The following is a 26,024-nucleotide window of genomic DNA, read 5'->3' as shown; positions in this document are numbered from 1 at the left end:
AACGCCGATGACCGCAGGAACAGTGCGCCTCAGCATCGAAGGACCCGTCGCGACGGTCCTGTTCGACCGTCCCGCCGCCCGCAACGCGATGACCTGGGACATGTACCAGGAACTGGTGGCGATCTGCGAGCGGCTGCCCGGGGAGCCGGGCGTGCGCGTCGCGTGCCTGCGCGGCGCCGGCGGCGAAGCCTTCGTCGCCGGCACCGACATCGAGCAGTTCAAGACCTTCGACGCGGAGCGGGGCGTGGAGTACGAACGCACCATCGATGCCGGCATGGGGCGCCTCGCGGCGCTGGACATTCCCACGGTCGCCGTCATCGAGGGCTGGTGCGTCGGCGGCGGCCTGGCCATCGCGACCGCTTGCGACATCCGCATCGGCACGCCTTCCGCGCGGCTGGGCGTGCCGATCGCGCGCACGCTGGGCAACTGCCTGTCGAGTTCCAACATCACCCGCCTGATCGCCGCCTTCGGCCTGCCGCGCGTGCAGCGCATGCTGGTCGGTGCGGAGGTGCTGCGCGCCGACGAAGCGCTGGCGTGTGGCTACCTGGCGGAGGTGGTCGCGCCGGACGCGATCGATGCCGCCGCCCGCACGCTATGCGAGCGGCTGGCGGCGCTGGCGCCGGTCACGCAGGCCGTGACCAAGGAAGCGTTGCGGCGGATCCTGCGGGAGAACACCCCCGACGTGGAAGACCTGATCCGCCGCACGTACGGCAGCGAGGACTTCCGCGAAGGCGTCACGGCCTTCACCGAGAAACGCCCCCCGGTCTGGCGCGGCCGGTAGCTTCCCGCCGCACTGCCGCACTGCCGCACTGCCGCACTGCCGCGCTTCCGCGCTTCCGCGCTTCCGGCGCAGCGCGCGCGGCACCGTTCGCCCGCGCCCCACCCGTGGCTCGGCCACGGCGTTACGCCCGCCCGATCTTGTTGCATCGGCTCAAGCCTGCGGCGCGCGATCTGCGTTGGAATGAACTGAAGCGCCGGGGCCGCCGCTGCCGCTCGCGGCAGCGGGCATGGCTGTTGCCGCCCGGCTTCGCGTTCAACACCGGCCACGGGAATTGCATGACGATCAATCTCTTCGACAAGGGAGGGTGTCCGCTGGAGCGCCAGCGCTTCACCTGGAAGGAACTGGTCCAGAGGCCCATCAGCAAGCTCGACGACGACGCCTTCACGCGCGTACGCATCATCCTGATGAACGGCGTGGAGCACGACGCGTTGCGCATGAAGCAGGTCATGCTGCGCATGAACCGCAACGCGCGGGTCGCGCTGGCCGAGCTGATGCGGGTGGAGCACGAGCAGGCGACCATGGTCAACTGGCTGCTGTCGTCCGACCATTCGCCGCTGGAAACCACCATCGGCTTTGAGCAGACCGCGATCGAGGTCACCGCTTCGGTGGCGTCCGTCGACCTCGCGCTGCCCGCCGGCGCGCCCGGCACGCCCGCCACCGGCAAGGACGCGTGCCCGCGCGGCGGCGGCAGCGGCCGGCTGGGTGGGCGCAGCTGTCCCGGCTGCCAGGCGAGCGGCAAGGTCAATGTCGGGATCGGCGGGGCGTGACCGAGCCGGCGCCAGACGGCGTGGACGCCATGCCGCCCACCGACACCATCGCGACGCGCAAAGGCGAGCTGGAATACACGCTGTCGGGCGACGGCCCGGCGACCATCGTGCTGCTCAATGGCGCCGGCGTGACGCTGGACGGCTGGAGCGCGCTCTATCCGGGGATCGAGCAACTGGGGCGTGTGTTTGCCTGGAACCGGTTCGGCGTCCAGGGCAGCGCGGACCCGCCGGCGATGCAGGACGGCGCGGCCGTCGTGGCATCGCTGCGTGAGTTGCTCGCCCGGGCCGGCCTGCGGCCGCCGTACGTGCTGGTCGGCCACTCGCTGGGCGGGCTGCACGCCAATCTCTTCGCCCGCCTGCATCCGTCCGAGGTGGCCGCGGTGCTGTTCCTCGAAGCCACCCACCCGCGCGACCAGGACGTGCTGGAGCAGGACGAGCAGCGACTCAAGCGCGGCTTGAGCAAGGTGCTGGCGCAGCCGCCGCGGGAATTCGAGGCCAACCTGCATGCCGAGATGGAAGCGGCCGCCGATACCGTGGACGAAGTGGCCGCGGCCGGGCCGTTCCCGCCGGTGCCGGTGGCGGTGGTCACGGGCGGCATGGATCCGCCGAAATCGCTGCTGTCGCCCGACGCCGCGCAGGCCAGGCGCGAGCGCCAGCTGGCGCTGGTGCGGCTGTCGCCGCACGGGGAACACGTGGTCGCCACGCGCAGCGGCCACTTCCCGCAGCGCAGCGAGCCGGAGCTGGTGCTGCGCGTGCTCCGGCGGCTGGTCGAGCGCGCGCTGCCGCCGACCCGGTGACCCCTGCCGGCCCAGGGGCCGCCGCTCGACAAGGCGCGCCGCGCTGGCGACACTGAGGGCCCCCGGCTTTCAGCAAGGATCCCCCATGGCCCGCTACACGGCGCAAGTGCTCTGGCAGCGCGACGGCGCCGACTTCACCGGCAATCGCTACAGCCGCCGCCACCGGCTGCGCTTCGATGGCGGCGCGGACGTCCTCGGCTCGGCGTCGCCGCACGTCGTGCCGCAGCCGATGTCGGACCCGGCCGGGGTCGATCCCGAGGAGGCGTTCGTCGCCGCGCTCGCGAGCTGCCACATGTTGTGGTTCCTCGCGCTGGCGGCGCGCCGCGGCTACACGGTGGAGCGCTATACCGACGACGCGGAAGGCGTGATGGCGCGCAATGCCGCCGGGAAGATGGCGATCACGCAGGTGACCCTGCGGCCGCGCGTCGAGTTCTCGGGCGAGGCTCGGCCCGCGAGCGAAGACATCGCCGCGCTGCACCACGAGGCGCACGAGGAGTGCTACATCGCGAACTCGGTGACGGCGCAGGTGCGCTGCGAGCCGGTGCCCGCGCAAGCCTGAAGGACTGGAGCCGACATGCTTGCCGTCATTTTCGAAGTCCGCCCTTATCCGGAGCATCGAGCCGGCTACCTGGAATGGGCCGCCCGGCTGAAGGACGAACTCCTGCAGATGGAAGGCTTCATCTCGATCGAGCGGTTCCAGAGCCTGACCGATCCCGACAAGATCCTGTCGCTGCAGTTCTGGCGCGACGAGGAATGCCTGGCGGCGTGGCGCAACCTGGAGGCGCACCGGGCCGCCCAGGCCGCCGGCCGTCGCACGATGTTCAAGGAATATCGCCTCCACATCGCGCAGGTGGTGCGCGGCTACGGCCTGGACGACCGCGAGCAGGCGCCCGCGGATTCGCGCGCGCGCCACGGTTGACGCAGGGATCGATCGGACGCGCGGTCCCGCCCGATCCCCCAGCCCGGCGCGCTCAGAAGCTGTGAATGAATTGATCGCAGGGCGAGCCGCGGCCCGGACGCAACGACACCTGCGCCTCGAACAAGGCTCGCGCGGCTGTGAGGAATTCGTTCGCAGCTTCTCAGGCGACGGCCGTGAGGGACATGTTGTCCACCACGCCGATCGCCGCGTTCTGGTTCTTCCAGACGTAGACCTGGAAGCCGGCCGCGCCTTGCGGGGCGGTGAAGGCGATCGAGACGGCCGCCGGCGTCAGCGAGCTGACCACCTTGACCTGGTCCAGCAGCACCGCACCGGTGCTGCCCAGGACCTTGACGCCCACGAAGACGCCTTCGGCGGCGGTGGTGATGTTGGCGGTGGCATCGAACTGGTACTTGGCGCCGGCCGTGGCCTTGGCAGAGATGTTCTGGCCCGCGCCGCCGGCGCCGGTGCCCACCTGCAGCGCGCCGGCCACGACCGCTGCATTGCCCCAGTTCTGCCAGCCCGTCATGCCGCCGGCGAAGTCGCCGTTGGCCACGATGCTGGCACTGGTGGCCGGAGCCGTCGTGTCGGTCGTGGGCGTGGTGGTCGGCTCGCTCGGCGCTGGCGTGCCGCCGGCCGGCGCGCCCGGGGTCCACCAGTTGCCCGAGGCGACGACCATCGACAGCAGCTGGATCTCGCCGTCGTAGTAGCCGGTGGTCATGTGGCTGGCGTTCCAGTTCCACATCGTGTCCAGGAAGCCCTGGAAGCGCGCGTCGACGCAGGCGCCGGCGCAGATCGGGCCGTGGTAGGCCGGGCTGTTGCCGCCGGTGAGCATCTTGCCGGCCAGGTCGTAGCCGGTGCCGATCCTGAGCGGATCGCCGCCCGAGCTGGCCTTGAAGAAGTCGATCATGCGGCTGGTCACCAGCTGGAAGCGCGCGTCACCCGAGAGCAGGTAGTCCGACGCGAAGCGCCAGGGATTGCGGCACGCGTTCCACCAGAAGTAGCCTTCCTTGTCGTTGCCGTCGCCGATGTAGCCGGTGGAAGGCGAGGGCGTGGCCGTGTTGGTGTTGATCACGAAGTCGGGCATCAGGCCCACCCCGGGCGAGTACACGGTCTGCATGCGATCGAGCAGCCAGTACGCGCGGTCCACCGCCTTGTCCCACAAGGTGTCGCCGGTGGCGGCCTTGAAGGCGCGGAAGTGGCCGATCATGTAGTCGGAGGTGCGGTTGTTCTCCGGGTTGCGCAGCCCCTTGAGGGTGCCGTCGGTCCACATGTTCCAGCTCTTGATGGCCGCGATGGTGTTCCTTGCTTCCTGCAGGTAGTTCCAGGTGCCCGCCGAGCCCCACTGGCGGTCGGCCATCAGCAGCGCCATGGCGATGTCCAGGTCGCCGTCCACCGCGTTCCAGCCCTCGCCGGCGGAGCTGCCGTTGGCGTTGAGGCGCCAGTCCATCAGCCACTTGCCGTTGGGGTCGAACGGCACGATGGCAAAGGCCGGGCGGGCCCGCACCACGGCCAGCAGGCCGTCGAACAGCTCGCGCGCCTTGGGGTCGTGGCCGGCGAACAGCACGGCCAGCAGCATGCCGTAGCCCATGCCTTCGGACACGGTGAGATAGGTGGTGTTGGAGAACTGCACGGCATAGCCGCCGGCCACGATGGAGGTGGCCGGCACGATCGCGTGCGCCTTCCAGGCGTCGTAGTGGTTCTTCAGCAGCGTGTCCATGCTGGAGGCGCTCTGGGTCGGCTTGATGCCGGCCTTGTAGGCGGCCAGCCGCGCGCCGAACGGGTAGGCGATGGCGAGGGTGGCCGGGTCGGTCGTCGGGGCCGGCGCGGGCGTCGGGGTGGGCGTGGGCGTGGGAGCCGGTTCCGCCGTCGCGTCTCTTGGCGCCCTGGGGCTCGACTTCCTGCGCGTCCGCAGCGGCCCGGCCCCTGCGTCGTTCGCGGCGAGGTCCTCCTCTTCTGCACCACCTCCGCAGCCGGTCAATGCAAGGGTGGCGGCGGCCGAGCCGGACAGCAGAAAAAGTCGTCTTTTCATGATGACTGCATGTAACGCTTTGCGAGGCGGCGGGAATCGTCGTGCCCCTCGCGGGTCCGAGGCCCCGGTAGCGACGCCTCAGCAGGAGGAGTCACTCTAGTAGGACGGGTCCCACACGCCAATCAGCCATTGCCTACACATGTAAGGCGCGTGTTCCCACGAACCGAGGCGAGATGCGTGAAGTTGTCACGAAGATGGCGCGGTCGTCGCAAAGACTGACTGGTGCCGCGTTACCAGAAGCGACAAGCTCGGCAATGAAAACAGTCACTTAGCGGGCGCAATTCGCGCCTGCGTGCGGCAAGCCCCAGGTCGGGCTGTGCGCTTACATTACAGATCTCCGGTCGCAGAAGTTACTTGTGGTCGCAAGCCGGCATCGGCGCCGGCGTGGTGTGGGCGCCATGGCGGCGCCGGCGTGATTCGTGCCGAGCGCGGCACCGGCGAAAAGGGTGGCACGGCGTTGCCGCGACAATCGGGCCTCGATGACACCACTGCCGCTGCCCTGCCCATGCTGAAGTACCAGACCATTCCCGTGACGCCCTTCCAGCAGAACTGCTCCCTGGTGTGGGACAGCGAGACGAAGCAGGCCGCCGTGATCGACCCCGGCGGCGATCTCGAGACCTTGCTCGGCGAGGCCCGGCGGCTGGGGCTGAAGCTGGAACAGATCTGGCTCACCCACGCGCACATCGACCATGCGGGCGGCACGGCGGAACTCGCCGAGCAGCTGCAACTGCCCGTGATCGGTCCGCACGCGGCCGACCAGTTCTGGATCGACGCGCTGGCGCAGCAGGGCGCGATGTTCGGCTTTCCCGAGGCCCGCCCGTTCCGGCCGACGCGGTGGCTGCAGGATGGGGAGACGGTGGAACTGGCCGGCCACGTGCTGCACGTGCGGCACTGTCCCGGGCATACGCCGGGGCACGTGGTGTTCCATTCGCCGGAGATGAAGCGCGCTTTCGTCGGCGACGTGCTGTTCGCCGGCAGCATAGGCCGCACCGACTTTCCGCAGGGCGACCACGACACGCTGATCGCCAGCATCACGCAGCGCCTGTGGCCGATGGGCGACGACACCGTGTTCATTCCCGGCCACGGACCGGAGAGCACGTTCGGGCGCGAGCGGCGCAGCAATCCCTACGTGGCGAACACCTGAAGCCGCTACGTCAGGCTGCCAGGCCCTTGGCGAGCATGTAGACCGCCAGGAGGTACAGCATGCTCGCGAAGATCTTCTTGAGCTTCGGGACCGGGAGCGCGTGGGCCGCCTTGGCACCCAGCGGCGCCGTGACCACGCTGGCGACGGCGATGATCGCCAGTCCCGGCAGCCAGATGTAGCCGAAGGAGGCCGGCGGCAGGCCCTGCGCCGACATGCCGCTGATCACGTAGCCGACCACGTTGCTGAGCGCGATCGGAAAGCCCAGGGCCGCCGACGTGGCCACCGCGTTGTGCATCGGGACGTTGCACCAGGCCATGAACGGCACGCTGATGAAGCCGCCGCCGGCGCCCACCAGCCCCGACAGGAAGCCGATGAAGCCGCCCGCGCCGAGCTGCCCGCCCACCCCCGGCATCCCGCGCGAGGGTGCCGGCTTCCTGTTGCGGAACATCTGCGTCGCGGAGAAGGCAACGAACACGCCGAAGATCAGCGCCAGCCACGATCCCTTCAGCAGGGCGAACACGCCCAGGCTCGCGATGATGCTGCCGATGACGATGCCCGGCGCGAGCCCGCGCACCAGGTCCCAGCGCACGGCGCCGCGCTTGTGGTGGGCCCGCACGCTGGAGATGGAGGTGAAGATGATCGTCGCCATCGACGTGGCGATGGCCATCTTGACGGCGAGGTCCGCCGGCACGCTGCGCTGCGACAGGATCAGCGTGAGGAACGGCACCAGCACCATGCCGCCGCCGATGCCCAGCAGGCCGGCGAGAAAGCCGGTGCCGATGCCGAGCACGGCGAGTTCGAGAACGAGGAGGGGTTCGAGGGGCATGCTTCGTTGTTCTGCCCCGCCTGGCGCGGGGTTGCGCCCGATTGTGCCGGATGCGCAACCCGCTTCGAAAAAGGTGTCTGCCGTGCCGCCGGACCCTCAGCCTGAACCGGGGTTCAGGTGGGCGAGGTCAGCTTGGCGTTGGGTTCATCTGACGCGAGACGATCACGCTCACCAAGCGATGGTTCCAAGCCCGTGCTCGAAGAGCATTGGTTCAAGGACATATAAAGCCCGGCGCACTGCAGACGAAACCATTGTAGGGGCTGGACCCGCCCCGCGGGGCCGAAAAAATCGCAATACCGCGCATCGCGCAGTGCCAACCTGGCGCGGCTTGACACAGGTCGAAAACAGCACCACTCGACAGTGGCGCGGCGCTCAGAGGAGGCGGCCGTCCTGGCGCAGCGCGCGATCGAGGCGTTCGAGCAGGCCGGCCAGGCGCGGATCATTGCCGTTGGCGCCGTTGATGCCGGCGCTGGTGAGATCCGCCGAGGCGAGCGCGGTCGCCGCCTGCGGCGCGCTGTGACGCCCGGCCGCGTCGAAGGCGAGGTTCAGCGCGGCGAGCACGGCGATGCGGTCGCGCGCCTTCACCTTGCCGGCGTCGCGGATCCTGCACATCGCGCCGTCGACTTTCTCCACCGCCTCCAGCATGCGCTGCTCTCCGCCCTCGGGGCAGCCGAGCAGGTAGCTCTGGCCCATGATCTGGACTTCCAGCTGCTTCATGGTCATGCGGCGCTCTTGATGTCCGGCAGGCGTTCCAGCAGCGCGTCGACGCGCGAGCGCGCGGCCGAAAGCCGCGACTTCAGCGAGTCGCGTTCCTGCGTGAGCGCGTCCACCTGCTGCGAGAGCAGGGCGTTGGTGCGCTGCAGCTCCTCGTAGCGCACGAGGAGGCGCTCGACGCGCTCCGCAATCTGCTCGATCTGGCCGGCACTCATGAAAAAGATTGTAGGGTCTTGTCACTGCGGGGGCCCTAAAATGGCGGCGTTGGTGCTCGCGGTGTGGTTCACATGCCGCAGTTCAACGGGAAGCAGGGTGCTCGCGGCCGTTCGCACGGCACGGGCCAACCTGCGCTGCCCCCGCAACGGTAAGCGGATGAATTCCCGCAAGGGAATTCCGTCCCGTCACACACAGCCACTGGGCGCGTGCGAACAGCGCGCCTGGGAAGGCGACGGGAATGCTCCGCCAGCCCGGATACCGGCCAACATGGTGGCCGCGCCTTCCTTCCGGAAAGCGCGGCTGTGGCGCCCACTTGACCGGCGGGGAAGCTGGTCCGGGTCTTTGACATGTCCGACTCCTTCATGACTGCCTCCAGGTCCATCCGGCGCGTGGCGCTCCCGCTCGCGCTCGCCTGCTCTTCTTCCACCCTCGTCGCGCAGACCCCGGTCTCGCTGCCCGACATCGTCGTCACCGTGCCGCGCTTTTCCGAGCTCGCCGCGCCGCTGCCGTTCGGCGTGAGCGTGCTCACGGCCGACCAGATCCGAGCCAGCGGCGCCGCCACCGTGAACGAGGCCTTGATGCGCCTGCTGGGCATCGTCGGCCGCCAGGACTTCTTCGGCGGCGGCGAATACGGCCTCGACCTGCGCGGCTTCGGCAGCACGGCCGACGTCAACCAGGTCGTGGTGGTCGACGGCGTCCGCGTGAGCGAGCCTGACCTGGGCGGCACGCGCCTGGCCGGCATCCCGATCGAAGCGGTGGAGCGCATCGAGGTGCTGCGCGGCAGCGGCGCGGTGCTGTACGGGGAGGGCGCCACCGGCGGCGTGATCGTCATCACCACCAAGGCCGGCGCGGCGCGGGAGCGCCGGCCCGCGGCGTCGCTGTACGCCGGCGCGGGCAGCCATGGCCTGCGCGACGTGCGTGCGAACGGCACCGTGGCGAGCGGGGCGTTCGCGCTCGACGCCGCGGCCCAGCGGCGCACCAGCGACAACCACCGGGCCAACTTCCGCTCCGAACGCGACGCCGTCTCGGCGGCCGGCGAGTGGGCCGGCGAATGGCTTCGGCTGGGCGCGCGCGTCGCGCGCGACGACCTCGACTCCGGCCTGCCCGGCGCGCTGACGGCCGCGCAGTACGCAGCCGATCCCGCACAGAGCACGACGCCGGGCGACCGCGCCAGCATCCGCCATTCCCGGGCGAGCGTGCATGCGGCGGCGGACCGGGGCGCCTGGCAATTCGCCGCCGACGCCGGCACCCGCGCCAAGGAACTGCGCAGCACCAACAGCGGGTTCGCCTTCGACTACGACACCGAGGCCGAAAACGCCTCGCTGCGCGCGCGCCACGAAGGCAAGATCGGCGGCGCCACCAACATGGTGACGTTCGGCACCGACCATGCGCGCTGGACGCGCGAAGTGCTGGGCGCATTCGGCTCCACGGCGCGCCAGTCGACGCACGCGTGGTATGCCAAGGACGACCTGACGCTGGCCGGCGGCACCCGCCTGGCCGCCGGCCTGCGCACCGAACGCATGGCCAAGGACGCCAGCAACGCGGGCACGGGCCTGGCCGATCGCCTCAATGCGTGGGAACTGGGCGCCAGCACGCCGCTTGCCTCCGGCGTCACCGTCTATGGCCGCGCCGGCCGCAGCTTCCGCCTCGGCAACGTCGACGAATTCAGTTTCACCGCGCCGGGGCGCGCGCTGGCGCCGCAGACCTCGCGCGACCTGGAACTGGGCGCGCGCTGGTCCTACGCCGGCGGCAAGGCGGACGTGAGGGCCTGGCGCAGCGCGCTCGTCGACGAGATCGGGTTCGACCCCGGCGCGGCGGGACCGTTCGGCATGCTGGGCGCCAACGTCAACTTCGATCCGACCCGCCGCCAGGGCGTGGAGCTGGACGCGACGCACGCCGTCGCGCCCGCCGTCACCCTGCGCGTCAACGCGGCGCTGCGCGAGGCGAAGTTTCGCGCCGGCGCGTACTCCGGGCGCGACGTGCCGCTGGTGCCGCGCCAGACCCTGGCGCTGCGCGCCGACTGGACGCCCGCGGCCGCGCACCGGGTCAGCGGCGGGGTGAACTGGGTCGGCGCGCAGCATCCGGACTTCGCCAACGCGTGCACGATTCCTTCGTACACGACGGCCGATGCACGGTACGCGTACGAGTGGCAGCGGCTGGAGCTGTCGCTGGCGGTGGCGAACCTGTTCGACCGCCGCTATTACACGCAGGCGTTCGGCTGCGCGGCGGGCGCGACGACTTCCATCTACCCCGAGCCGGGCCGCACCGTCACGGCGGCCCTGCGGGTGAAGTTCTGACGCCATGACCGACCTCGCGCTGCCCCGCGGACCGCAACGCATCGTCTGCCTCACCGAGGAGACGACCGAGTGGCTCTACCTGCTCGGCGAGGAAGCCCGCATCGTCGGCATCTCGGGCTACACGGTGCGGCCGCGGCGGGCGCGCGAGGAGAAACCGAAGGTCAGCGCCTTCACGTCGGCCAAGATCGGGAAGATCCTCGAGTTGCGGCCCGACTGCGTGTTCGGCTTCTCCGACCTGCAGGCGGACATCGCCGCCGAGCTGATCCGGCGCGGCGTGCAGGTGACGGTGTTCAACCAGCGCAGCATCGAGGAGATCTTCTCGATGCTGTACCAGGTGGCGGCGATGGTGGGGCAGGAGGCGCGCGGGCTGGTGCTGCTGGAACTCATTCGCGCCCGGCTGCAGGAGATCGAGGCCGCCGCGCGCCGGTTGCCGCGGCGGCCGAAGGTGTTCTTCGAGGAATGGGACGAGCCGCACATCAGCGCCATCCGCTGGGTCTCGCAGCTGCTGACGATCGCCGGCGGCGACGACTGCTTTCCCGAGCTGGCGGGCGAGCCGCTGGGCAAGGATCGCATCATCGCGGACGGTGCCGAGATCGTGCGGCGCGATCCGGACATCGTCATCGGCTCCTGGTGCGGCAAGAAGTTCCGCCCGGAACTGGTGGCGGCCCGTCCCGGCTGGGACCGGGTGAAAGCGGTGCGCGAAGGCCAGCTGTTCGAGATCAAGTCGGCCGACATCCTGCAGCCGGGGCCGGCGGCGCTCACCGACGGCGTCGAGCAGTTGCACCGCATCGTGCTGCGCTGGAGCGAAAGCCATGGTTGACGCGGCGCGCCGCATCGCCTGCGCCGCGCTGTGTTTGTGCGCGCTGGCGTGGCCTGCGCACGCGGCCACCGTGGTCGATGATCGCGGCGTGGCCGTGACGCTGCCGGCCCCGCCGCAGCGGGTGATCACCATGCTGCCTTCGCTCGCCGAGACCGTGTGCGAGCTGGGCGCCTGCGGCCGGCTGGTGGCGGTCGACAGTTTCTCGGACTGGCCGGACAGCGTGCGCCGCCTGCCGCGCGTGGGCGGCGTGGCGGACGCCAACATCGAGCGCATCGTGGCGCTGGCCCCCGACCTCGTGCTGTTGTCGGCCACCTCGCCGGCCATCGGCCGGCTGCAGTCGCTGGGCGTGCCGGTGTTCGGCGTCGAGCTCAAGACCGTGGCCGACGTGAAGCGCAGCGTGCACGCGATCGGCCGGGTGCTCGAAGTGCCGGGCGCGACAGCGCTGTGGCAGCGCATCGAGGCCGGGCTCGCGCACGCGGCCCGGGCCTTGCCCGCGCAAGCGCGCGGGACCACCGTCTATTTCGAGGTCTCGGCGGGGCCTTACGCGGCGGGCGAAGCGTCCCACATCGGCGAGCTGCTCGCGCGCCTGGGCGCCGTCAACATCGTGCCGGCCCGCCTGGGCAGCGTGCCCAAGCTCAATCCGGAATTCGTGGTGCGGGCCGATCCGCAGGTGATCATGCTGGCCGCCGAGAGCGACGGGCCGCTGGCCGAGCGCCCCGGCTGGAACCGCATCCGCGCGGTGCGCGAGGGGCGGGTCTGCCGGTTCACGCCGGCCGAGTCGAACGTGGTGTCGCGTCCCGGGCCGCGCCTGGTCGAGGCCGCGCAGATCCTGGCGCGCTGCCTGCGCGACGCGGCCGCAAGGAGCAAGGCGTGAGCGCGGCCCGTGCGCGGTCGCCGGCGCCGGTGGCGCTGGTGCTGGTCGCGGCCAGCCTGCTGCTGTGCGTGGCCGGCGCGGCCGTGGGCAGCGCCGGCTGGGAGCCGCTGTGGCGCGCGGGCGGCGAGTCCGCGTCGGCGGTGCTGTGGGAGATCCGCGTGCCCCGCACCTTCGGCGCGTGGCTGGCCGGCGCGCTGCTGGGACTGGCCGGCGCCGTGGCGCAAGGGCTCTTTCGCAACCCCCTGGCCGACCCGTACCTGCTCGGGAGCGCGACCGGCGCGGGGCTCGGCGTCGCGCTGCTGCTGGCGCTCGCGGGCACGTCGCCGCTGGATGCCGGCGGCTGGGTGGCCAGGCTGGGACTGGCCGGCGCGGGGTTCGCCGGCGCCGTGCTGGCCGTGCTGGTGACGCTGGCGCTCGCGAAGGGCGTGCAACACACGCTGCGCCTGCTGCTGGCGGGCGTGGTCGTCGGCATGGTGTTCGGTGCACTGGCTTCGCTGGTGATGTTCTGGGTGCCCGAGGTCATGCGCGCGATGCAGTCGTTCCTCCTTGGCACTACCGCGCTGCTCGGGTGGCCGGGCGTGGCGCTGCTCGCCGCCGTGCTGGTGGCGGGCCTGGTGGCGGCGCTCGCGTTCAGCCGCGGGCTCGATGCCTTGTCGCTCGGCGAGGACACGGCCGCGAGCCTCGGCGTGGCGCTGGGGCCGGTGCGCACGGCGCTGGTCGGGGTGATGGCACTCGCCACTGGCGCGGCCGTCGCGCAGGTGGGCCTGATCGCCTTCATCGGCCTGGTGGCGCCGCACCTGGTGCGGGCCGCGACGCGCGCGACCTCGCGCTGGCTGCTGCCCTTGTCCGCGCTCACCGGCGGCGCGCTGCTGCTGGCCGCCGACGTGCTGGCGCGCGGCGTGATGGCGCCGCAGGAACTGCCCGTGGGGGTCCTCACCGCGGTGCTGGGCGGCGGTTACCTGCTGTGGTTGATGTACCGGAGGCCGGCATGACGGGAGCCGCATGATCACCATGGCCATTGCCGCCGAACGGCTGCAGGTCGCGCGCGGCGGCACCGAGGTGCTGCACGGCGTGCGGCTGGCGCTGCCGGCCGGACGCTGGACGGCGGTCGTCGGCCCCAACGGCGCCGGCAAGACCACCTTGCTGAAGGCGCTGGCGCGCCTGTTGCCGTACCGCGGCGAGGTCCGGCTCATGGGACGCGAGGCCGGCGCCTGGAGCGGCCGCGAACGGGCACGCCTGCTGGCGTGGCTGGGCCAGAACGAAGGCGCGGCGCACGACCTGCTGGCCTGGGACGTGGTGATGCTCGGGCGGCTGCCGCACCAGTCGTGGCTGGGCGCTGCGAGCGCCGCCGACCGCACGGCGGTGGAAGAGGCGATGCGCGAGACGCAGTGCTGGCACTGGCGCGAGCGCGCGCTGGGCAGCCTGTCCGGCGGCGAACGCCAGCGCGTGCTGCTGGCACGGGCGCTCGCGGTGCGGGCGCCCCTGCTGCTGATGGACGAGCCGCTGGCCAACCTCGATCCGCCGCACCAGGCCGACTGGCTGCGCATCGTGCGCAGCCACGTGCAGCGCGGCGGCACCGCGGTGACGGTGCTGCACGAGATCACGATGGCCTTGCACGCCGACGACATGCTGGTCATGGACGGCGGCCAGGTCGTGCACCAAGGCGCGTGCTCGGAGCCGGCCACGCACCGTGCGCTGGAGCAGGTGTTCCAGGGCCGCATCTCGGTCCACGCGATCGCCGGCCAGTGGGTGGCGCTGCCCAACGAGTTCATCGCGCTCGACGGCGTCGCCGACTGGGGGCAGGCCGTGATGCAGGAGGTGCTTCGGTCATGAACGTGTTCAACGTGTGCGTCATCGCGTATCCCGGTGCGGCCGACCTCGACGAGTTCCGGCCGCTCGAGCAGGTGCCGGGCGTGCGGCTGGTGCGGGCCGCCAGCCGCGCGCAGGCCGAGGACGCCGAGTGCATCGTGCTGCCCGGCACGGCGAGCACCGCCGCGGACCTGGCCTGGTTGCGGGCGCAGGGGCTCGACAGCGCCATCGCGCTGCACGCGCAGGCGCGCCGGCCGGTGCTGGGCCTCGGCGGTGGCATGCAGATGATCGGCGAGGCGCTGATCGACACCGGCGACATCGCCGGCAACGCCCCGGGGCTGGGCCTGCTGCCGCTCGTGTCCGTGCTCGACCGCGCCAGCGCCCTCGTGCCCGCGCGCCTGCGGTTCGGGGAGGTGATCGGGCATTGGGCGCCGCTCTCGGCGCTCGAGCTGCGGGCGGCGGAGGTGCGCCAGGGGCGCACGGTGCAGCACGCCGGCATGGGGGCGGGCCGGGTCGTCCTGCCGGACGGCATCGGGTGGCAGAACGACCAGGGCAACGTCCTCGGGCTCGCCGTGCATGGCCTGTTCGGCGACCCGGCGGTGCTGCAGGCCCTGTTCGGCCCCTTCTGACCGGTATTTCCCTTGGGGGGAATCCCGCGGTTGTGGCGATCCGCGGCAGCGTCTATGCTCGGTCGAACACGCAACGGAGTACCTTTTTATGTACAAGCGAATCCTGCTCGCCTACGACGGTTCCGACGCGGGGCAGAGGGCCCTCCTCGATTGCCAGGACATTGCGCAGTGGAGCCAGTCGGAGCTGTTCCTGATCGCGGTCATGCCGTCGGCGATGAGTTTCGTCGGGCTCGAGGGCGGCGTGTACGACATGGAGCTCGAGGAGCGCGAGAAGAAGAAGCACCGCGCCGTGCTCGACGATGGCCTGCGCCGGTTGAGCCAGGCCGGGTATGCGGCCAAGGGCGAGGTGCTGGTCGGCGAGGCCGTGGACGAGATCACCAAGTACGCCCGCAAGATCGAGGCGAACCTGATCGTCGTCGGCCACAAGCACCTGGACAGCTGGGCCGCCCGCTGGTGGCGCGGCTCGATTTCCGGGGCGCTGATCGAGCACGCGCCGTGCAGCGTGCTGTGCGTCATCACGCACTGACCCGCCCCATGCCATGGCCACGCCCGTCACGCGGCGCCGGCCGGATCCGGCGGCGGCGCTGGCCCAGTACCGGCGCCGCGCCGCTTGCTACGACTTCGAGCTCGCCCCGTTCGAGCCGGTGCGGCTGCAGGCGGTGGCCGCGCTCCACCTGCAGCGCGGCGCCACCGTGCTGGACGTCGGCTGCGGCACCGGCCTGAGCTTTCCCCTGCTGCACGGCCGCATCGGCGCGGGCGGCCACATCGTCGGCATCGACCAGTCGCCGGCCATGCTGGCGCGCGCCCGCCAGCGCGTGCGCGAACACGGGTGGGGGCAGGTGCAGCTGGTGTGCGCGCCCGCCGCCGCCGCGCGCCTGGCAGGCGGCGCCGACGCAGCGCTGTTCCACCTGGTCCACGACGTGCTGCGCGACGACGCGGCCCTGGTCAACGTGCTGCGCCACCTGAAGCCGGGGGCGCAGGTCGTGGCCACGGGGTTGCACTGGGCGCCGCCGTGGCTGTGGCCCGCCAACGCGTTCGTGCTGCTGGCCGCGCTGTACTCGGCCACCTCCCTGGAGGGACTGGCCCGGCCCTGGGACAAGCTGGCCGCCCGGCTGGACGAGGTGGCCGTGCGGGAGGTCCTCGGCGGCGCCATGTTCATCGCGAGCGGCTCCTGCCGCGCGGGCCGCCGACGGGTCAAACCCTGATGCCAGCCGCGGCGGCGGGACTTACCCTCGCCGCCATGAAGAAACCACAACTGCTTCGAGTCGCAGGCGCCGTCCTGCTGTCGGTCGCCGCGGCCGGCTGCTCCGTGATGCCGTCCGCGCCGACGGCGCAGGCCAGGCCGAAGCTCGTGGTGTTCATGGCCGTCGACGGCTTCCCGCAGCGCCAGGTGCTGGCGTACCGCGACCAGCTCGCGCCCGACGGGCTGGCCCGCTTCCTCGACCGCGGGGCCTGGTTCGCCAACGCGCACTACGGGCACTCCGTGACGGCGACGGCGCCCGGCCACGCCACCATGCTGACGGGCGCCTACCCGCATCGCACCGGCATCATCAACAACGAATGGCGCGACGTGAACACCGGCGCCGCCGTCTACAACACCGGCGACACGCAGCACACCTACATCGGGCACCAGACGCGACCGCTCGACGGCACCAGTCCGCGCAACCTGAAGGTCGAGACCGTCGGCGACGTGCTGCGCCGCGTGGATCCCCGATCGAAGGTGATCGCCATCTCGGGCAAGGACCGCGGCGCGATCCTGCCGGCCGGCAGGACCGGCACCGCCTACATGTACATGAGCCAGACCGGGCAGTTCGCCTCGAGCACCTACTACATGAAGGAGCATCCGGCCTGGGTCACCACCTTCAATGCCGGCAAGCCGGCCGACCGCTACTTCAAGACCGAATGGAAGCCGCTGTTGCCGGAGGCCGCCTACGCACGGTCGCTGCCCGATGCGCAGCCGTGGTTCGGCAAGCGCGTGGGCAAGCTGCCGATGATGATGGGGGCGCCGAACGACGACGCGCCCGGCCTGTCCTACTACAGCGGGCTGCTGCCCAGCCCCTTCGCCGACGCGCTCGCGCTCGACTTCGCGCGTGCCGCCATCGCCGGCGAAGGCCTGGGCCGCGACGACGCGCCCGACATCCTGTCCGTGAGCCTGTCCGGCCACGACTACGTCAACCATTACTGGAGCGCGGAGTCGCGCCTGTCGCACGACCACGTGCTGCAGCTCGATCGGCTGTTCGAGGCCTTCTTCCGTGACCTCGACGCCACCGTCGGCCGCGACAACTACGTCGCGGTGCTCACGGCCGACCACGGATTCATGCCGGCGCCGGAATACAGCCAGTCGCAAGGGCGGCAGGCCGGCCGGCTCACCCCGGCGCAGCTGCTGACCCGCATCAACGCCGACCTGCAGCGCCAGTTCGGCGAGCCGAAGCTGGTGCCGTTCATCTCGGCGTCCACGGCACTGGTCGTCGATCGCAAGGTGGTCGCGCAGAAGGGGCTGGACCTGAACGTCGTCGCCGAAGCCGCCCGCGCCTCGTTGCTGGCCGACCCCGCGGTCGCCGCCGCTTATACCCGCCGCGAGCTCGAGAGCGGCAGCAAGGCTGGCGCGCCGTACTTCGGACAGATGCGCCGGTCCTGGCACCAGGACGTATCCGGCGACGTGCATTACGCGCTCAAGCCGTACTGGATGAACGCATCGTCGAGCGGCTACTCGACCACCCATGGCTCGCCGCACGAGTACGACACGCACGTGCCCATCCTCGTCTACGGGCCGAAGTGGGTGAAGCCGGGCAAGGTGGAGGCGCGGGTCGAAGTGGCCGACATCGCGCCGACCATCGCGCGCTGGCTGGGCGTGCCGCCACCGGCGGCGGCGGAAGGCCGGCCGCTGCCGCTCGCGGCACCCTGAATCCAACAGCCGAACAGCCGAACAGCCGTACGCAGAAGCCGCAAAGGTTTCTGCGTAGTTTCTGCGGCTCTTGCGTCCGGCTGTTGGGTTACCAGGACGCCCCGACCATTTGCCCGCGGTTCGCACGCCGTTCACATGAACGGCCGATGCTTGCCGCCATGCGCCGCCCTCAGCCGACTTCCCGCCGCACTGCCGGATTCAGCCTACACGGGCACGCGCCGCCCGCCGATGGCTCTGCCGCAGCGGCTGCTGCACCCTCGCGGTTCAGGCCCGCCGCCGCGCTTCGCGCCTTCGCGCCGGCCGAACAAGGACGTTGATGGAATCACAGCCGCCGGTGCCGCCGCCTTTGCCGGACCCTTCTGCCCGCGGGCCGTCACCCCGGCGCATCAGCCGCCGCGCCAGGATCATCGGCGGCCTCGCCGCCCTCGCCGTCGTGGCCGGCGTGGGTTGGCTGGCGTGGGAACTTACTCATCCCGAATCCGCTGCGGTGGCGCAAGGCGCCCGCGCCCCCGTCGCGCGCGGCCAGGGGGCGGGCGGAGGCGGCGGCGGAGGGGGCGGGCGTCGCGCCGGTGCGGGCGCTCCCGCGACCACGGTCGGCGTCGCGGTGGCCGAGCGAACCGACATTCCGGTCTTCCTCGATGCACTCGGCACCGTGGTGCCGCAGGCTACCGTGCGCGTGCGGCCGCAGGTGTCCGGGGTGCTGCAGCAGGTGCTGTACAAGGAAGGCCAGTTGGTGCGCAAGGGCGACGTGCTGGCCCGGATCGATCCGCGGCAGTTCGAGATGGCGCTGCAGCAGGCCTCCGGGCAGCGCATGCGCGACGAGGCGCAGTTGCAGGCGGCGCGGGTGACCCTCGAGCGCTTCCGCACGCTGTTGCAGCAGGACTCGATCGCGCGCCAGGAGGTCGACACCCAGGCGGCCCTGGTCAAGCAATTGGAGGCGGCGCTGGTGATCGCCAAGGCGAACGAGGGCGCCGCCCGGCTCAACCTCGGCTACACCCGCATCGTGGCCCCAATCGGCGGCCGCGTCGGCCTGCGCACGGTGGACGTCGGCAACGTGGTCGGCCCCGGCGACGCGAACGGCGTCGCCGTCATCACGCAGATTTCGCCGATCGACGTCGAGTTCGCGGTGCCGCAGGACCAGGCGCCGCAGCTGCAGCGCAATGCGCGCGCCTTCATGGAAGTCAAGGCGCTCGACCGCAGCCGCACGAACCTGCTCGACACCGGCGTCTTCGCCTCCCTGGACAACCAGGTCGACACCCAGACCGGCACCGTGCGCGCCAAGGCGCGCTTCAACAATGCGCGCGAGGCGCTGTTTCCCAACCAGTTCGTGAACGTGCAGCTGCACGTGCGCACGATCCGCGATGCCGTGGTCGTGCCGGTGTCGGCGGTGCGGCATGGCGCCGAGGGCGACCACGTGTTCGTGCTCAAGGACGACCGCACCGTTGCGCTGCGACCGGTGACGCGCGGGCAGGCCACCGCCGAGCGGGTCCAGATTGCCACCGGCCTGCAGGTCGGCGAGCGCGTGATCACCGAAGGCGCGGACCGCCTGCGGGACGGTTCGCGCGTGACGCTGCCCGGTGACGGGCCGGGCGCCGGCGGACGCGGGGTGCGGCGCCGCGGCGGCGATGGCGCCGCCCCCGGCGCCGTGCCGGCCGCGTCCGCGCCGGCGGCCAACGGCGACGTGCCGCCGCAGGCGGCGGCCGGGCCGCAGCGCATGGGTGCGCCGGGCGACCGCGAGGAGCGGCGCGCGCAAAGGCGCGAGGAACGCCGCCGTGCGGCCGCCGCATCGGCGCCCGTCGCCACGCCATGAGGAAGACGGCCGGCGCATGAGTCCTTCGCGCCCCTTCATCCTGCGGCCCGTCGCCACCTCGCTGCTGATGCTGGCGATCGTGCTGGCCGGCCTGGTCGCGTGGCGCTTCCTGCCGCTGTCGGCGTTGCCGCAGGTCGACTACCCGACCATCCAGGTGCAGACGCTGTACCCCGGCGCCAGTCCGGAGGTGATGGCGCAGACCGTCACCGCGCCGCTGGAGCGCCAGTTCGGCGAGATGCCCGGCCTCGCGCGCATGAGTTCGACCAGCGCCGCCGGCGTGGCTATCGTCACGCTGCAGTTCGCGCTGGGCCTGGGCCTGGACGTCGCGGAGCAGCAGGTGCAGGCCGCGATCAACGCCGGCGGCTCGCTGCTGCCGGCGGACCTGCCCGCGCCGCCTGTCTATGCCAAGGTGAATCCGGCCGACGCGCCGGTGCTGAGCCTCGCGCTCACCTCCGACTCGCTGCCGCTGACCGAGGTGCAGAACATCGCCAACACCCGGCTCGCGCTCAAGATCAGCCAGGTGGGCGGCGTCGGGCTGGTCACGCTGTCGGGCGGCCAGCGGCCCGCGGTGCGGATCCAGGTCGACACGCGCGCGCTGGCGTCGTACGGCCTGACGCTGGACAACGTGCGCACGGCGATCAGCGCGGCCAACGCGAATGGCGCCAAGGGCAGCATCGACGGGCCCACGCGGGCCTACACGATCGACGCCAACGACCAGCTGGTGGCGGCGCAGGACTACCAGGAGCTGATCGTCGCCTGGCGCAACGGCGCCCCCGTGCGGCTGTCCCACATCGCGCGGGCGGTGCAGAGCGCTGAGAACGTCAAGCTCGGTGCCTGGGCGGCGGTGGACGGGCGCCTGAAGCCGGCGGTGATCCTCAACGTGCAGCGCCAGCCGGGCGCCAACGTGATTGCCACCGTGGACGCGATCAAGGCCCGGCTGCCGGAGCTCACCGCCGGCCTGCCGGCGGCCGTGAACGTCGACGTCCTGAGCGACCGCACCACCGGCATCCGGGCGTCGGTGCACCACGTGCAGCTGGAACTGGTGCTGGCGGTGGTCCTGGTGGTGCTGGTGATCTTCGCCTTCCTGCACAGCCCGCGGGCGACGCTGATCGCGAGCCTGGCGGTGCCGATCTCGCTGGTTGGCACGCTGGGGGTGATGTACCTGCTCGGCTACAGCCTGAACAACCTGAGCCTGATGGCACTGACGATCGCGACCGGGTTCGTCGTCGACGACGCCATCGTGATGATCGAAAACATTTCTCGCCATCTCGAGATGGCGAGAAATGTTTCGGCGCAGGCTCATTTCGCCGAAGGCGAAGTGAAGGACGCGCCAGCGTCCGGCCGGAGCCAAAACATCTCCGGCGTCGAGATGGCGAGAAATGTTTCGGCGCAGGCTCATTTCGCCGAAGGCGAAGTGAAGGACGCGCCAGCGTCCGGCCGGAGCCAGAATATCTCCCTCGCGTTGCACGCGGCCATGAAAGGCGCCTCCGAGATCGGCTTCACCATCATCTCGCTGACGGTGTCGCTGGTGGCGGTGCTGATCCCGCTGCTGTTCATGGGCGACGTGGTGGGGCGGCTGTTCCGCGAGTTCGCGGTGACGCTGGCGATCACGATCCTGATTTCCGCGGTGGTGTCGCTGACGCTGGTGCCGATGATGTCGGCCCGCTGGCTCACCGCGCGCCCGGGCGGCGAGAGCGGCTGGGGCGGCCGGATGCAGCGCCGGTTCGATCGCCTGATCGCCGGCTACGACCGCTGGCTCGGCTGGGTGCTGGCGCGCCAGGGCCTCACGCTGCTGGTGGCGCTGGGCACCTTGTGGCTCACCGTGCTGCTGTACATGTGGATCCCGAAAGGACTGTTCCCGACCCAGTCCACCGGCCAGCTGCAGGCGCGGGTCGAGGCGCCGCAGTCGGTGTCCTACCCCCGCATGGCCGCGTTGCAGCGGGAAGTTGCGCAGCGGCTGATGGAAGACCCGGATGTGGCCACCATCGCCAGCTTCGTCGGCGTCGACGCGGCCAACAACACCATGCTGCACACGGGGCGCATGCTGATCAACCTGAAGCCGGGCCACGACGAGCAGCAGGCGCTGATGGACCGCCTGCGCCGGCGGGCGCAGCAGGTGGCCGGCGTCGCGCTGTACCTGCAACCGACGCAGGACCTCACCATCGACGCCGAGGGCGGCCCTACGCAATACCGTGTCTCGCTGGAAGGCGCCGACACCGCCGTCGTCGCCGAGTGGGCGGGCAAGCTCGCGCAGCGGCTGCAGGGGGTGCGGCAACTGCGAAACGTCCAGACCGACGCGCAGGCCGCCGGAGCCGCGGTGTCGGTGCAGATCGACCGCGACACGGCGGCGCGCCTGGGCATCTCGGCCGCCGCGATCGACGAGGCCCTGTACAGCGCGTTCGGCCAGCGCATCGTCTCGACGATCTTCACCGAGACCAACCAGTACCGCGTGATCCTGGAGGCGCGGCCCGACGCCGCGGCCAGCCCCGCCAGCCTGGGCCTGGTGCAACTGCGCACCGCCTCCGGCGAGCCGACGCCGCTGTCGGCGGTGGCCACCATCACCGAACGGCGCGCGCCGCTGCAGATCACGCACGTGGCGCAGTACCCGGCGACCACCATCGGGTTCGACACCGCGCCGGGCTCCTCGCTGGGGGCGGCGGTGGATGCAATCCGCGACGCTGCGCAGGACGTGGCCTTGCCGGCGGCGGTTTCGATGACGTTCCTGGGCGCAGCGGGCGCGTACGAGGCATCGCTCACCAACCAGCTGTGGCTGATCCTGGCCGCCGTGGTCTGCGTCTACATCGTGCTGGGCGTGCTGTACGAGAGCTATGTCCACCCGCTCACGATCCTGTCGACGCTGCCGTCGGCGGGCGTGGGCGCGCTGCTGGCGCTCTGGCTGACCGGCAACGACCTGGGCGTGATCGGGATCATCGGCATCATCCTGCTGATCGGCATCGTGAAGAAGAACGCGATCATGATGATCGACTTCGCGATCGACGCCGAGCGGCATGAAGGCAAGTCGCCGCTGGAGGCGATCCGCCAGGCGGCGCTGCTGCGGTTCCGGCCGATCCTGATGACGACGCTGGCGGCCCTGTTTGCGGCCGTGCCGCTGATGCTGGGCTGGGGCGAGGGCGCCGAACTGCGGCGGCCGCTGGGCATCGCGATCTTCGGCGGGCTGGTGCTGAGCCAGTTGCTGACGCTGTTCACGACGCCGGTGATCTACCTGGCCTTCGATCGCCTGGGCCGGCGCTGGGGGCGGCGGCCGGCGCTTCGGGAGTCGGCGCAATGAAGGCGGACATCCATACGCAGAAGCCGCAGAAACTGCGCAGAAGCCGCAGAGAAATCGCATTTGAACTGGATGTTCTGAATCCAATCTCCATTGGGTGTTCTTCTGCGGTTTTTGCGAAACCTCTGCGGCTTCTGCGTTCGGAGGTTGGGGTACCCGCCCGCGAGGTCCCCCCATGAACCTCTCCGCACCTTTCGTCCGCCGTCCCGTCGCCACCGTGCTGCTCACGGTCTGGATCGCGCTGGCCGGCATTGCCGCCTTCTTCGTCCTGCCGGTCGCGCCGCTGCCGCAGGTGGACTTTCCCGTCATCAGCGTGCGCGCCAGCCTGCCCGGCGCCAGCCCCGACACCATGGCCAGCAGCGTCGCCACGCCCCTGGAGCGCCGGCTGGGCGTGATCGCCGGCGTCAACGAGATCACCTCCAACAGCAGCAACGGCCAGACCCGCATCACGCTGCAGTTCGATCTCAGCCGCAACATCGACGCCGCCGCCCGCGAGGTGCAGGCGGCCATCAACGCCGCCCGCGCCGACCTGCCGTCCACGCTGCGCAGCAATCCCACCTACCGCAAGGTCAACCCCGCGGCCGCCCCGGTGGTGATCCTGGCACTGACCTCGCCCACGCGCTCGGCCGGCCAGATCTACGAAGCGGTCTCCAACATCGTGCAGCAGAAGATCGCGCAGGTGCGCGGCGTCGGCGACGTGGAGCTGGGCGGCGGGTCGCTGCCGGCGGTGCGCGTCGAGCTGCTGCCGTTCGCGCTCGCCAAGTGGGGCGTGAGCACCGAGGACGTGCGCGCCGCCCTGCAGGCCAGCAACCCGAACCGGCCCAAGGGCAGCATCGAAGGCGCGGGGCGCCAGTTGCAGATCTACACCGGCACCCGCGCCGACGACGGCGGCCGGCCGATGGCCAGCGACTACCGCGACCTGGTGGTGGTGTGGCGCGACGGTGCCGCGATCCGCCTGGCCGACGTGGCGCAGGTGATCGACAGCGTCGAGAACGTCAACACGCTGGGCCTGTTCAACGGCAACCCGGCCGTCATCGTGCTGGTGACGCTGCAGCCGGGCGCCAACGCCATCGAGACGGTGGACGCAGTGCGCGCCTTGCTGCCGGAGCTGCAGGAGCAGTTGCCGTCCGACATCCGGCTGGAGGTGGCGACCGACCGCACCCACTCGATCCGGGCGTCGCTGCACGAAGTGGAGGTGACGCTCGCGATCGCCGTGGTGCTGGTGGTGCTGGTGGTCAGCGCCTTCCTGCGCAGCGCGCGCGCCACGCTGATCCCCGCCGTGGCGACCATCGTGTCGCTGCTTGGCACCTTCGGCGTGATGTATCTGCTGGGCTTCTCCCTCAACAACGTGAGCCTGATGGCGCTCACGGTGGCGACGGGCTTCGTGGTCGACGACGCCATCGTGGTGCTGGAGAACACCGCCCGCCACGTCGAGGCGGGAATGGACCGCTTCCGCGCGGCGCTGCTCGGCGCGCGCGAAGTGGGGTTCACGGTGCTGTCGATCAGCCTGTCCCTGGTGGCCGTCTTCATTCCGCTGCTGTTCATGGGCGGCCAGGTAGGACGCATGTTCCACGAGTTCGCCGTCACGCTGTCGGCGGCGGTGCTGATCTCGCTGGTGATCTCGCTGACCACCACGCCGATGATGTGCGCGTGGCTGTTGCGGCGCGACGCGCACGAGCGGCCCCCGGGGCGGGTGTCTCGCTGGTTCGAGCGCGGCTTCGCCCGCATGCAGCGCGGCTACGAACATTCGCTGGACTGGGCGCTGCACGCGCAGTGGCTGGTGCTGGCGATCTTCCTGGCGGTGGTCGGGCTGAACGTGTACCTGTTCGTCATGGCGCCCAAGGGCTTCTTCCCGCAGCAGGACAGCGGCCAGATCCAGGGCGGGCTGCGCGCCGACCAGAGCATCTCCTTCCAGGCCATGCAGGAAAAGCTGCGGCAGTTGCAGGACATCATCCGGGCCGATCCCGCCGTGGAGACGGTGGTGGGCTTCACCGGCGGCGGGCGCGCCGGCGGCGGCTTCATGTTCGTCAACCTCAAGCGCGATCGCGGCGAGCGCGCACAGGCGGTGCTGACGCGATTGCGCCCGCAACTCGAGCAGGTGACGGGCCTCCGGCTGTTCCTCAACCCGGTGCAGGACGTGCGCATGGGAGGGCGGCAGAGCAATTCGACCTACCAGTACACGCTCAAGAGCGACAACACCGCCGACTTGCGGCAGTGGGCGACGCGGCTGGCCGAAGCCATGAAGCGCCAGCCGGCGCTGGTCGACGTGGACACCGACCAGCAGGAGAACGGCGTCGAAGCGTACGTGAAGATCGACAAGGACACGGCGGCGCGCCTGGGCATCACCGCGCGCGACGTCGACAACGCCCTCTACAACGCGTTCGGCCAGCGCCAGGTGGCCACCGTCTACGAGGAGTTGAACCAGTACCGCGTGATCCTGGGCGCGGCGCCGGCGTACATCCGCAGCCCCGAAGCGCTGCGCGATGTCTACGTGCCGGCGCGCCGCGGCACCAACGGCAGCACGGCGTCGACCTCGGCCAGCGGCACCGCGACGGCCGCGGCCACGCCCGCCAACCCGGGGCTGCGCGACCAGGCCAGCGGGCAGGCGGTGAGCGCGCAGGCCGCCACGATGGTGCCGCTGTCGGCGATCGCCACGTTTTCGCTGCGACCGACCGACAGCTCGGTGTCGCACCAGGACGCGGAGCTGGCCACCACCATCTCCTACAACCTGGCCGAGGGCTTCAAGCTGGACGACGGCCAGGCCGCCGTGCGGCAGGCCGAGGCCGCGATCGGCATGCCGATCAACGTGCGGGGCAGCTTCGAGGGGACGGCGCGCGCGGCGCAGCAGTCGCAGGCGCAGCAGCCGATGCTGATCCTGGCGGCGCTGGTGGTGATCTACATCGTGCTGGGCGTGCTGTACGAGAGCCTGGTGCCCCCGGTCACCGTGCTGTCCACGCTGCCCTCGGCCGGCGTCGGCGCCGTGCTGGCGCTGCTGCTGTTCGACCTGGAACTGTCGATCATGGCGCTGATCGGGCTGTTCCTGCTGATCGGGATCGTCAAGAAGAACGCGATCCTGATCATCGACTTCGCCCTCGACGCCGAGCGCTCGCGCGGCCTGTCGCCCTATGCCGCCGTGCGCGAGGCGAGCCTGCTGCGCTTCCGGCCGATCCTGATGACGACGCTGGCGGCGGGCCTGGGGGCGCTGCCGCTGGCGATCGGCTTCGGCGAAGGCGCCGAGCTGCGCCGGCCGCTGGGGATCGCGGTCATCGGCGGCCTCGTCGCCAGCCAGGTCATCACCTTGCTCACCACGCCGGTGATCTACCTGTTGCTCGACCGGCTGCGGCGGCGCAGCCCGCTGGAGCGCCATCTGGGCCGCCACGTGGAGACGGCCGCTTGAGAAC

At 71.1% G+C, this 26,024-nt stretch carries 21 protein-coding genes, 1 pseudogene and 1 riboswitch; of the genes and pseudogenes, 18 read left to right on the top strand and 4 right to left on the bottom strand.

What is annotated here, in order from left to right; all coding sequences use genetic code 11:
- Window positions 1-7: 7 nt before the first annotated feature.
- The 5 genes and pseudogenes from RAMLITH_RS07435 (at window position 8) to RAMLITH_RS07415 (ending at window position 3,264) form a co-directional block, all read left to right on the top strand.
- Entirely contained in the window at window positions 8-781 is a 774-nt protein-coding gene (locus tag RAMLITH_RS07435; protein WP_168106746.1) for an enoyl-CoA hydratase/isomerase family protein, read from the top strand.
- 275 nt (window positions 782-1,056) lie between these two features.
- Window positions 1,057-1,401 (top strand): annotated as a pseudogene (locus tag RAMLITH_RS07430) (hypothetical protein); the annotation flags it as partial.
- Between the two features lie 176 nt (window positions 1,402-1,577).
- The gene (locus RAMLITH_RS07425) at window positions 1,578-2,345 is read left to right on the top strand and encodes an alpha/beta fold hydrolase (protein WP_168106745.1); all 768 of its coding nucleotides are present in this window, start codon (window positions 1,578-1,580) and stop codon (window positions 2,343-2,345) included.
- Window positions 2,346-2,430: 85 nt separating this feature from the next.
- Window positions 2,431-2,904, top strand: coding sequence for an OsmC family protein (locus RAMLITH_RS07420; protein WP_168106744.1), 474 nt, complete (start codon window positions 2,431-2,433; stop codon window positions 2,902-2,904).
- 15 nt (window positions 2,905-2,919) lie between these two features.
- Entirely contained in the window at window positions 2,920-3,264 is a 345-nt protein-coding gene (locus tag RAMLITH_RS07415; RefSeq protein ID WP_168106743.1) for an antibiotic biosynthesis monooxygenase family protein, read from the top strand.
- A 160-nt stretch (window positions 3,265-3,424) separates the two neighbouring features.
- Here RAMLITH_RS07415 and RAMLITH_RS07410 read toward each other — a convergent pair whose 3' ends face one another.
- On the bottom strand, window positions 3,425-5,293 hold the full coding sequence (locus RAMLITH_RS07410) for a family 8 glycosyl hydrolase (RefSeq protein ID WP_168106742.1): 1,869 nt from the start codon (window positions 5,291-5,293) through the stop codon (window positions 3,425-3,427).
- Window positions 5,294-5,798: 505 nt separating this feature from the next.
- Here RAMLITH_RS07410 and RAMLITH_RS07405 point away from each other — a divergent pair.
- Window positions 5,799-6,437 carry an MBL fold metallo-hydrolase gene (locus tag RAMLITH_RS07405; protein ID WP_168107195.1) on the top strand — a complete coding sequence of 213 codons (639 nt, stop codon included), beginning with the start codon at window positions 5,799-5,801 and terminating at the stop codon, window positions 6,435-6,437.
- Between the two features lie 10 nt (window positions 6,438-6,447).
- Here RAMLITH_RS07405 and RAMLITH_RS07400 read toward each other — a convergent pair whose 3' ends face one another.
- The 3 genes from RAMLITH_RS07400 to RAMLITH_RS07390 form a co-directional block, all read right to left on the bottom strand.
- A complete protein-coding gene (locus RAMLITH_RS07400) occupies window positions 6,448-7,263 on the bottom strand; it encodes a sulfite exporter TauE/SafE family protein (protein WP_168106741.1) in 816 nt (271 codons plus the stop codon).
- Between the two features lie 372 nt (window positions 7,264-7,635).
- Window positions 7,636-7,980, bottom strand: coding sequence for a cell division protein ZapA (locus tag RAMLITH_RS07395; RefSeq protein WP_168107194.1), 345 nt, complete (start codon window positions 7,978-7,980; stop codon window positions 7,636-7,638).
- Window positions 7,981-7,982: 2 nt separating this feature from the next.
- Window positions 7,983-8,192: a cell division protein ZapB gene (locus tag RAMLITH_RS07390; protein ID WP_168106740.1), complete on the bottom strand. Its 210-nt coding sequence runs from the start codon at window positions 8,190-8,192 to the stop codon at window positions 7,983-7,985.
- A 33-nt stretch (window positions 8,193-8,225) separates the two neighbouring features.
- Window positions 8,226-8,474, top strand: a riboswitch (cobalamin riboswitch).
- An 81-nt stretch (window positions 8,475-8,555) separates the two neighbouring features.
- On the opposite strand from RAMLITH_RS07390, the gene RAMLITH_RS07385 reads away from it, so the two are divergent.
- The 12 genes from RAMLITH_RS07385 to RAMLITH_RS07330 all read left to right on the top strand — a co-directional run bounded on the left by RAMLITH_RS07385 (window position 8,556) and on the right by RAMLITH_RS07330 (window position 26,020).
- Window positions 8,556-10,490, top strand: a complete 1,935-nt coding sequence (locus RAMLITH_RS07385; RefSeq protein WP_168106739.1) for a TonB-dependent receptor — start codon at window positions 8,556-8,558, stop codon at window positions 10,488-10,490.
- 4 nt (window positions 10,491-10,494) lie between these two features.
- Window positions 10,495-11,310, top strand: a complete 816-nt coding sequence (locus RAMLITH_RS07380; protein WP_168106738.1) for an ABC transporter substrate-binding protein — start codon at window positions 10,495-10,497, stop codon at window positions 11,308-11,310.
- Window positions 11,303-12,184, top strand: a complete 882-nt coding sequence (locus RAMLITH_RS07375; RefSeq protein WP_168106737.1) for an ABC transporter substrate-binding protein — start codon at window positions 11,303-11,305, stop codon at window positions 12,182-12,184. The genes RAMLITH_RS07380 and RAMLITH_RS07375 overlap by 8 nt, the downstream gene beginning before the upstream one ends.
- Before the next feature lie 29 nt (window positions 12,185-12,213).
- Complete coding sequence (locus RAMLITH_RS07370; RefSeq protein ID WP_168107193.1) at window positions 12,214-13,176, top strand: iron chelate uptake ABC transporter family permease subunit; 963 nt, start codon at window positions 12,214-12,216, stop codon at window positions 13,174-13,176.
- 10 nt (window positions 13,177-13,186) lie between these two features.
- Window positions 13,187-14,017 carry an ABC transporter ATP-binding protein gene (locus tag RAMLITH_RS07365; RefSeq protein ID WP_168106736.1) on the top strand — a complete coding sequence of 277 codons (831 nt, stop codon included), beginning with the start codon at window positions 13,187-13,189 and terminating at the stop codon, window positions 14,015-14,017.
- The gene (locus RAMLITH_RS07360; RefSeq protein ID WP_168106735.1) at window positions 14,014-14,622 is read left to right on the top strand and encodes a cobyric acid synthase; all 609 of its coding nucleotides are present in this window, start codon (window positions 14,014-14,016) and stop codon (window positions 14,620-14,622) included. The genes RAMLITH_RS07365 and RAMLITH_RS07360 overlap by 4 nt, the downstream gene beginning before the upstream one ends.
- 88 nt (window positions 14,623-14,710) lie before the next feature.
- Complete coding sequence (locus RAMLITH_RS07355) at window positions 14,711-15,148, top strand: universal stress protein (RefSeq protein ID WP_168106734.1); 438 nt, start codon at window positions 14,711-14,713, stop codon at window positions 15,146-15,148.
- 13 nt (window positions 15,149-15,161) lie between these two features.
- Window positions 15,162-15,827: a class I SAM-dependent methyltransferase gene (locus RAMLITH_RS07350; protein ID WP_168106733.1), complete on the top strand. Its 666-nt coding sequence runs from the start codon at window positions 15,162-15,164 to the stop codon at window positions 15,825-15,827.
- Between the two features lie 35 nt (window positions 15,828-15,862).
- On the top strand, window positions 15,863-17,527 hold the full coding sequence (locus tag RAMLITH_RS07345) for an alkaline phosphatase family protein (protein ID WP_168106732.1): 1,665 nt from the start codon (window positions 15,863-15,865) through the stop codon (window positions 17,525-17,527).
- 316 nt (window positions 17,528-17,843) lie between these two features.
- Complete coding sequence (locus tag RAMLITH_RS07340; protein ID WP_168106731.1) at window positions 17,844-19,337, top strand: efflux RND transporter periplasmic adaptor subunit; 1,494 nt, start codon at window positions 17,844-17,846, stop codon at window positions 19,335-19,337.
- Between the two features lie 16 nt (window positions 19,338-19,353).
- Window positions 19,354-22,626, top strand: a complete 3,273-nt coding sequence (locus RAMLITH_RS07335) for an efflux RND transporter permease subunit (protein ID WP_168106730.1) — start codon at window positions 19,354-19,356, stop codon at window positions 22,624-22,626.
- 172 nt (window positions 22,627-22,798) lie between these two features.
- A complete protein-coding gene (locus tag RAMLITH_RS07330) occupies window positions 22,799-26,020 on the top strand; it encodes an efflux RND transporter permease subunit (RefSeq protein WP_168106729.1) in 3,222 nt (1,073 codons plus the stop codon).
- Window positions 26,021-26,024 lie beyond the last annotated feature (4 nt).

This window comes from Ramlibacter lithotrophicus, assembly GCF_012184415.1.
Lineage (GTDB): Bacteria > Pseudomonadota > Gammaproteobacteria > Burkholderiales > Burkholderiaceae_C > Ramlibacter > Ramlibacter lithotrophicus.
The sequence above is the reverse complement of the archived record's forward strand: the minus strand, read 5'-3'. Positions and strand labels throughout refer to the sequence as shown.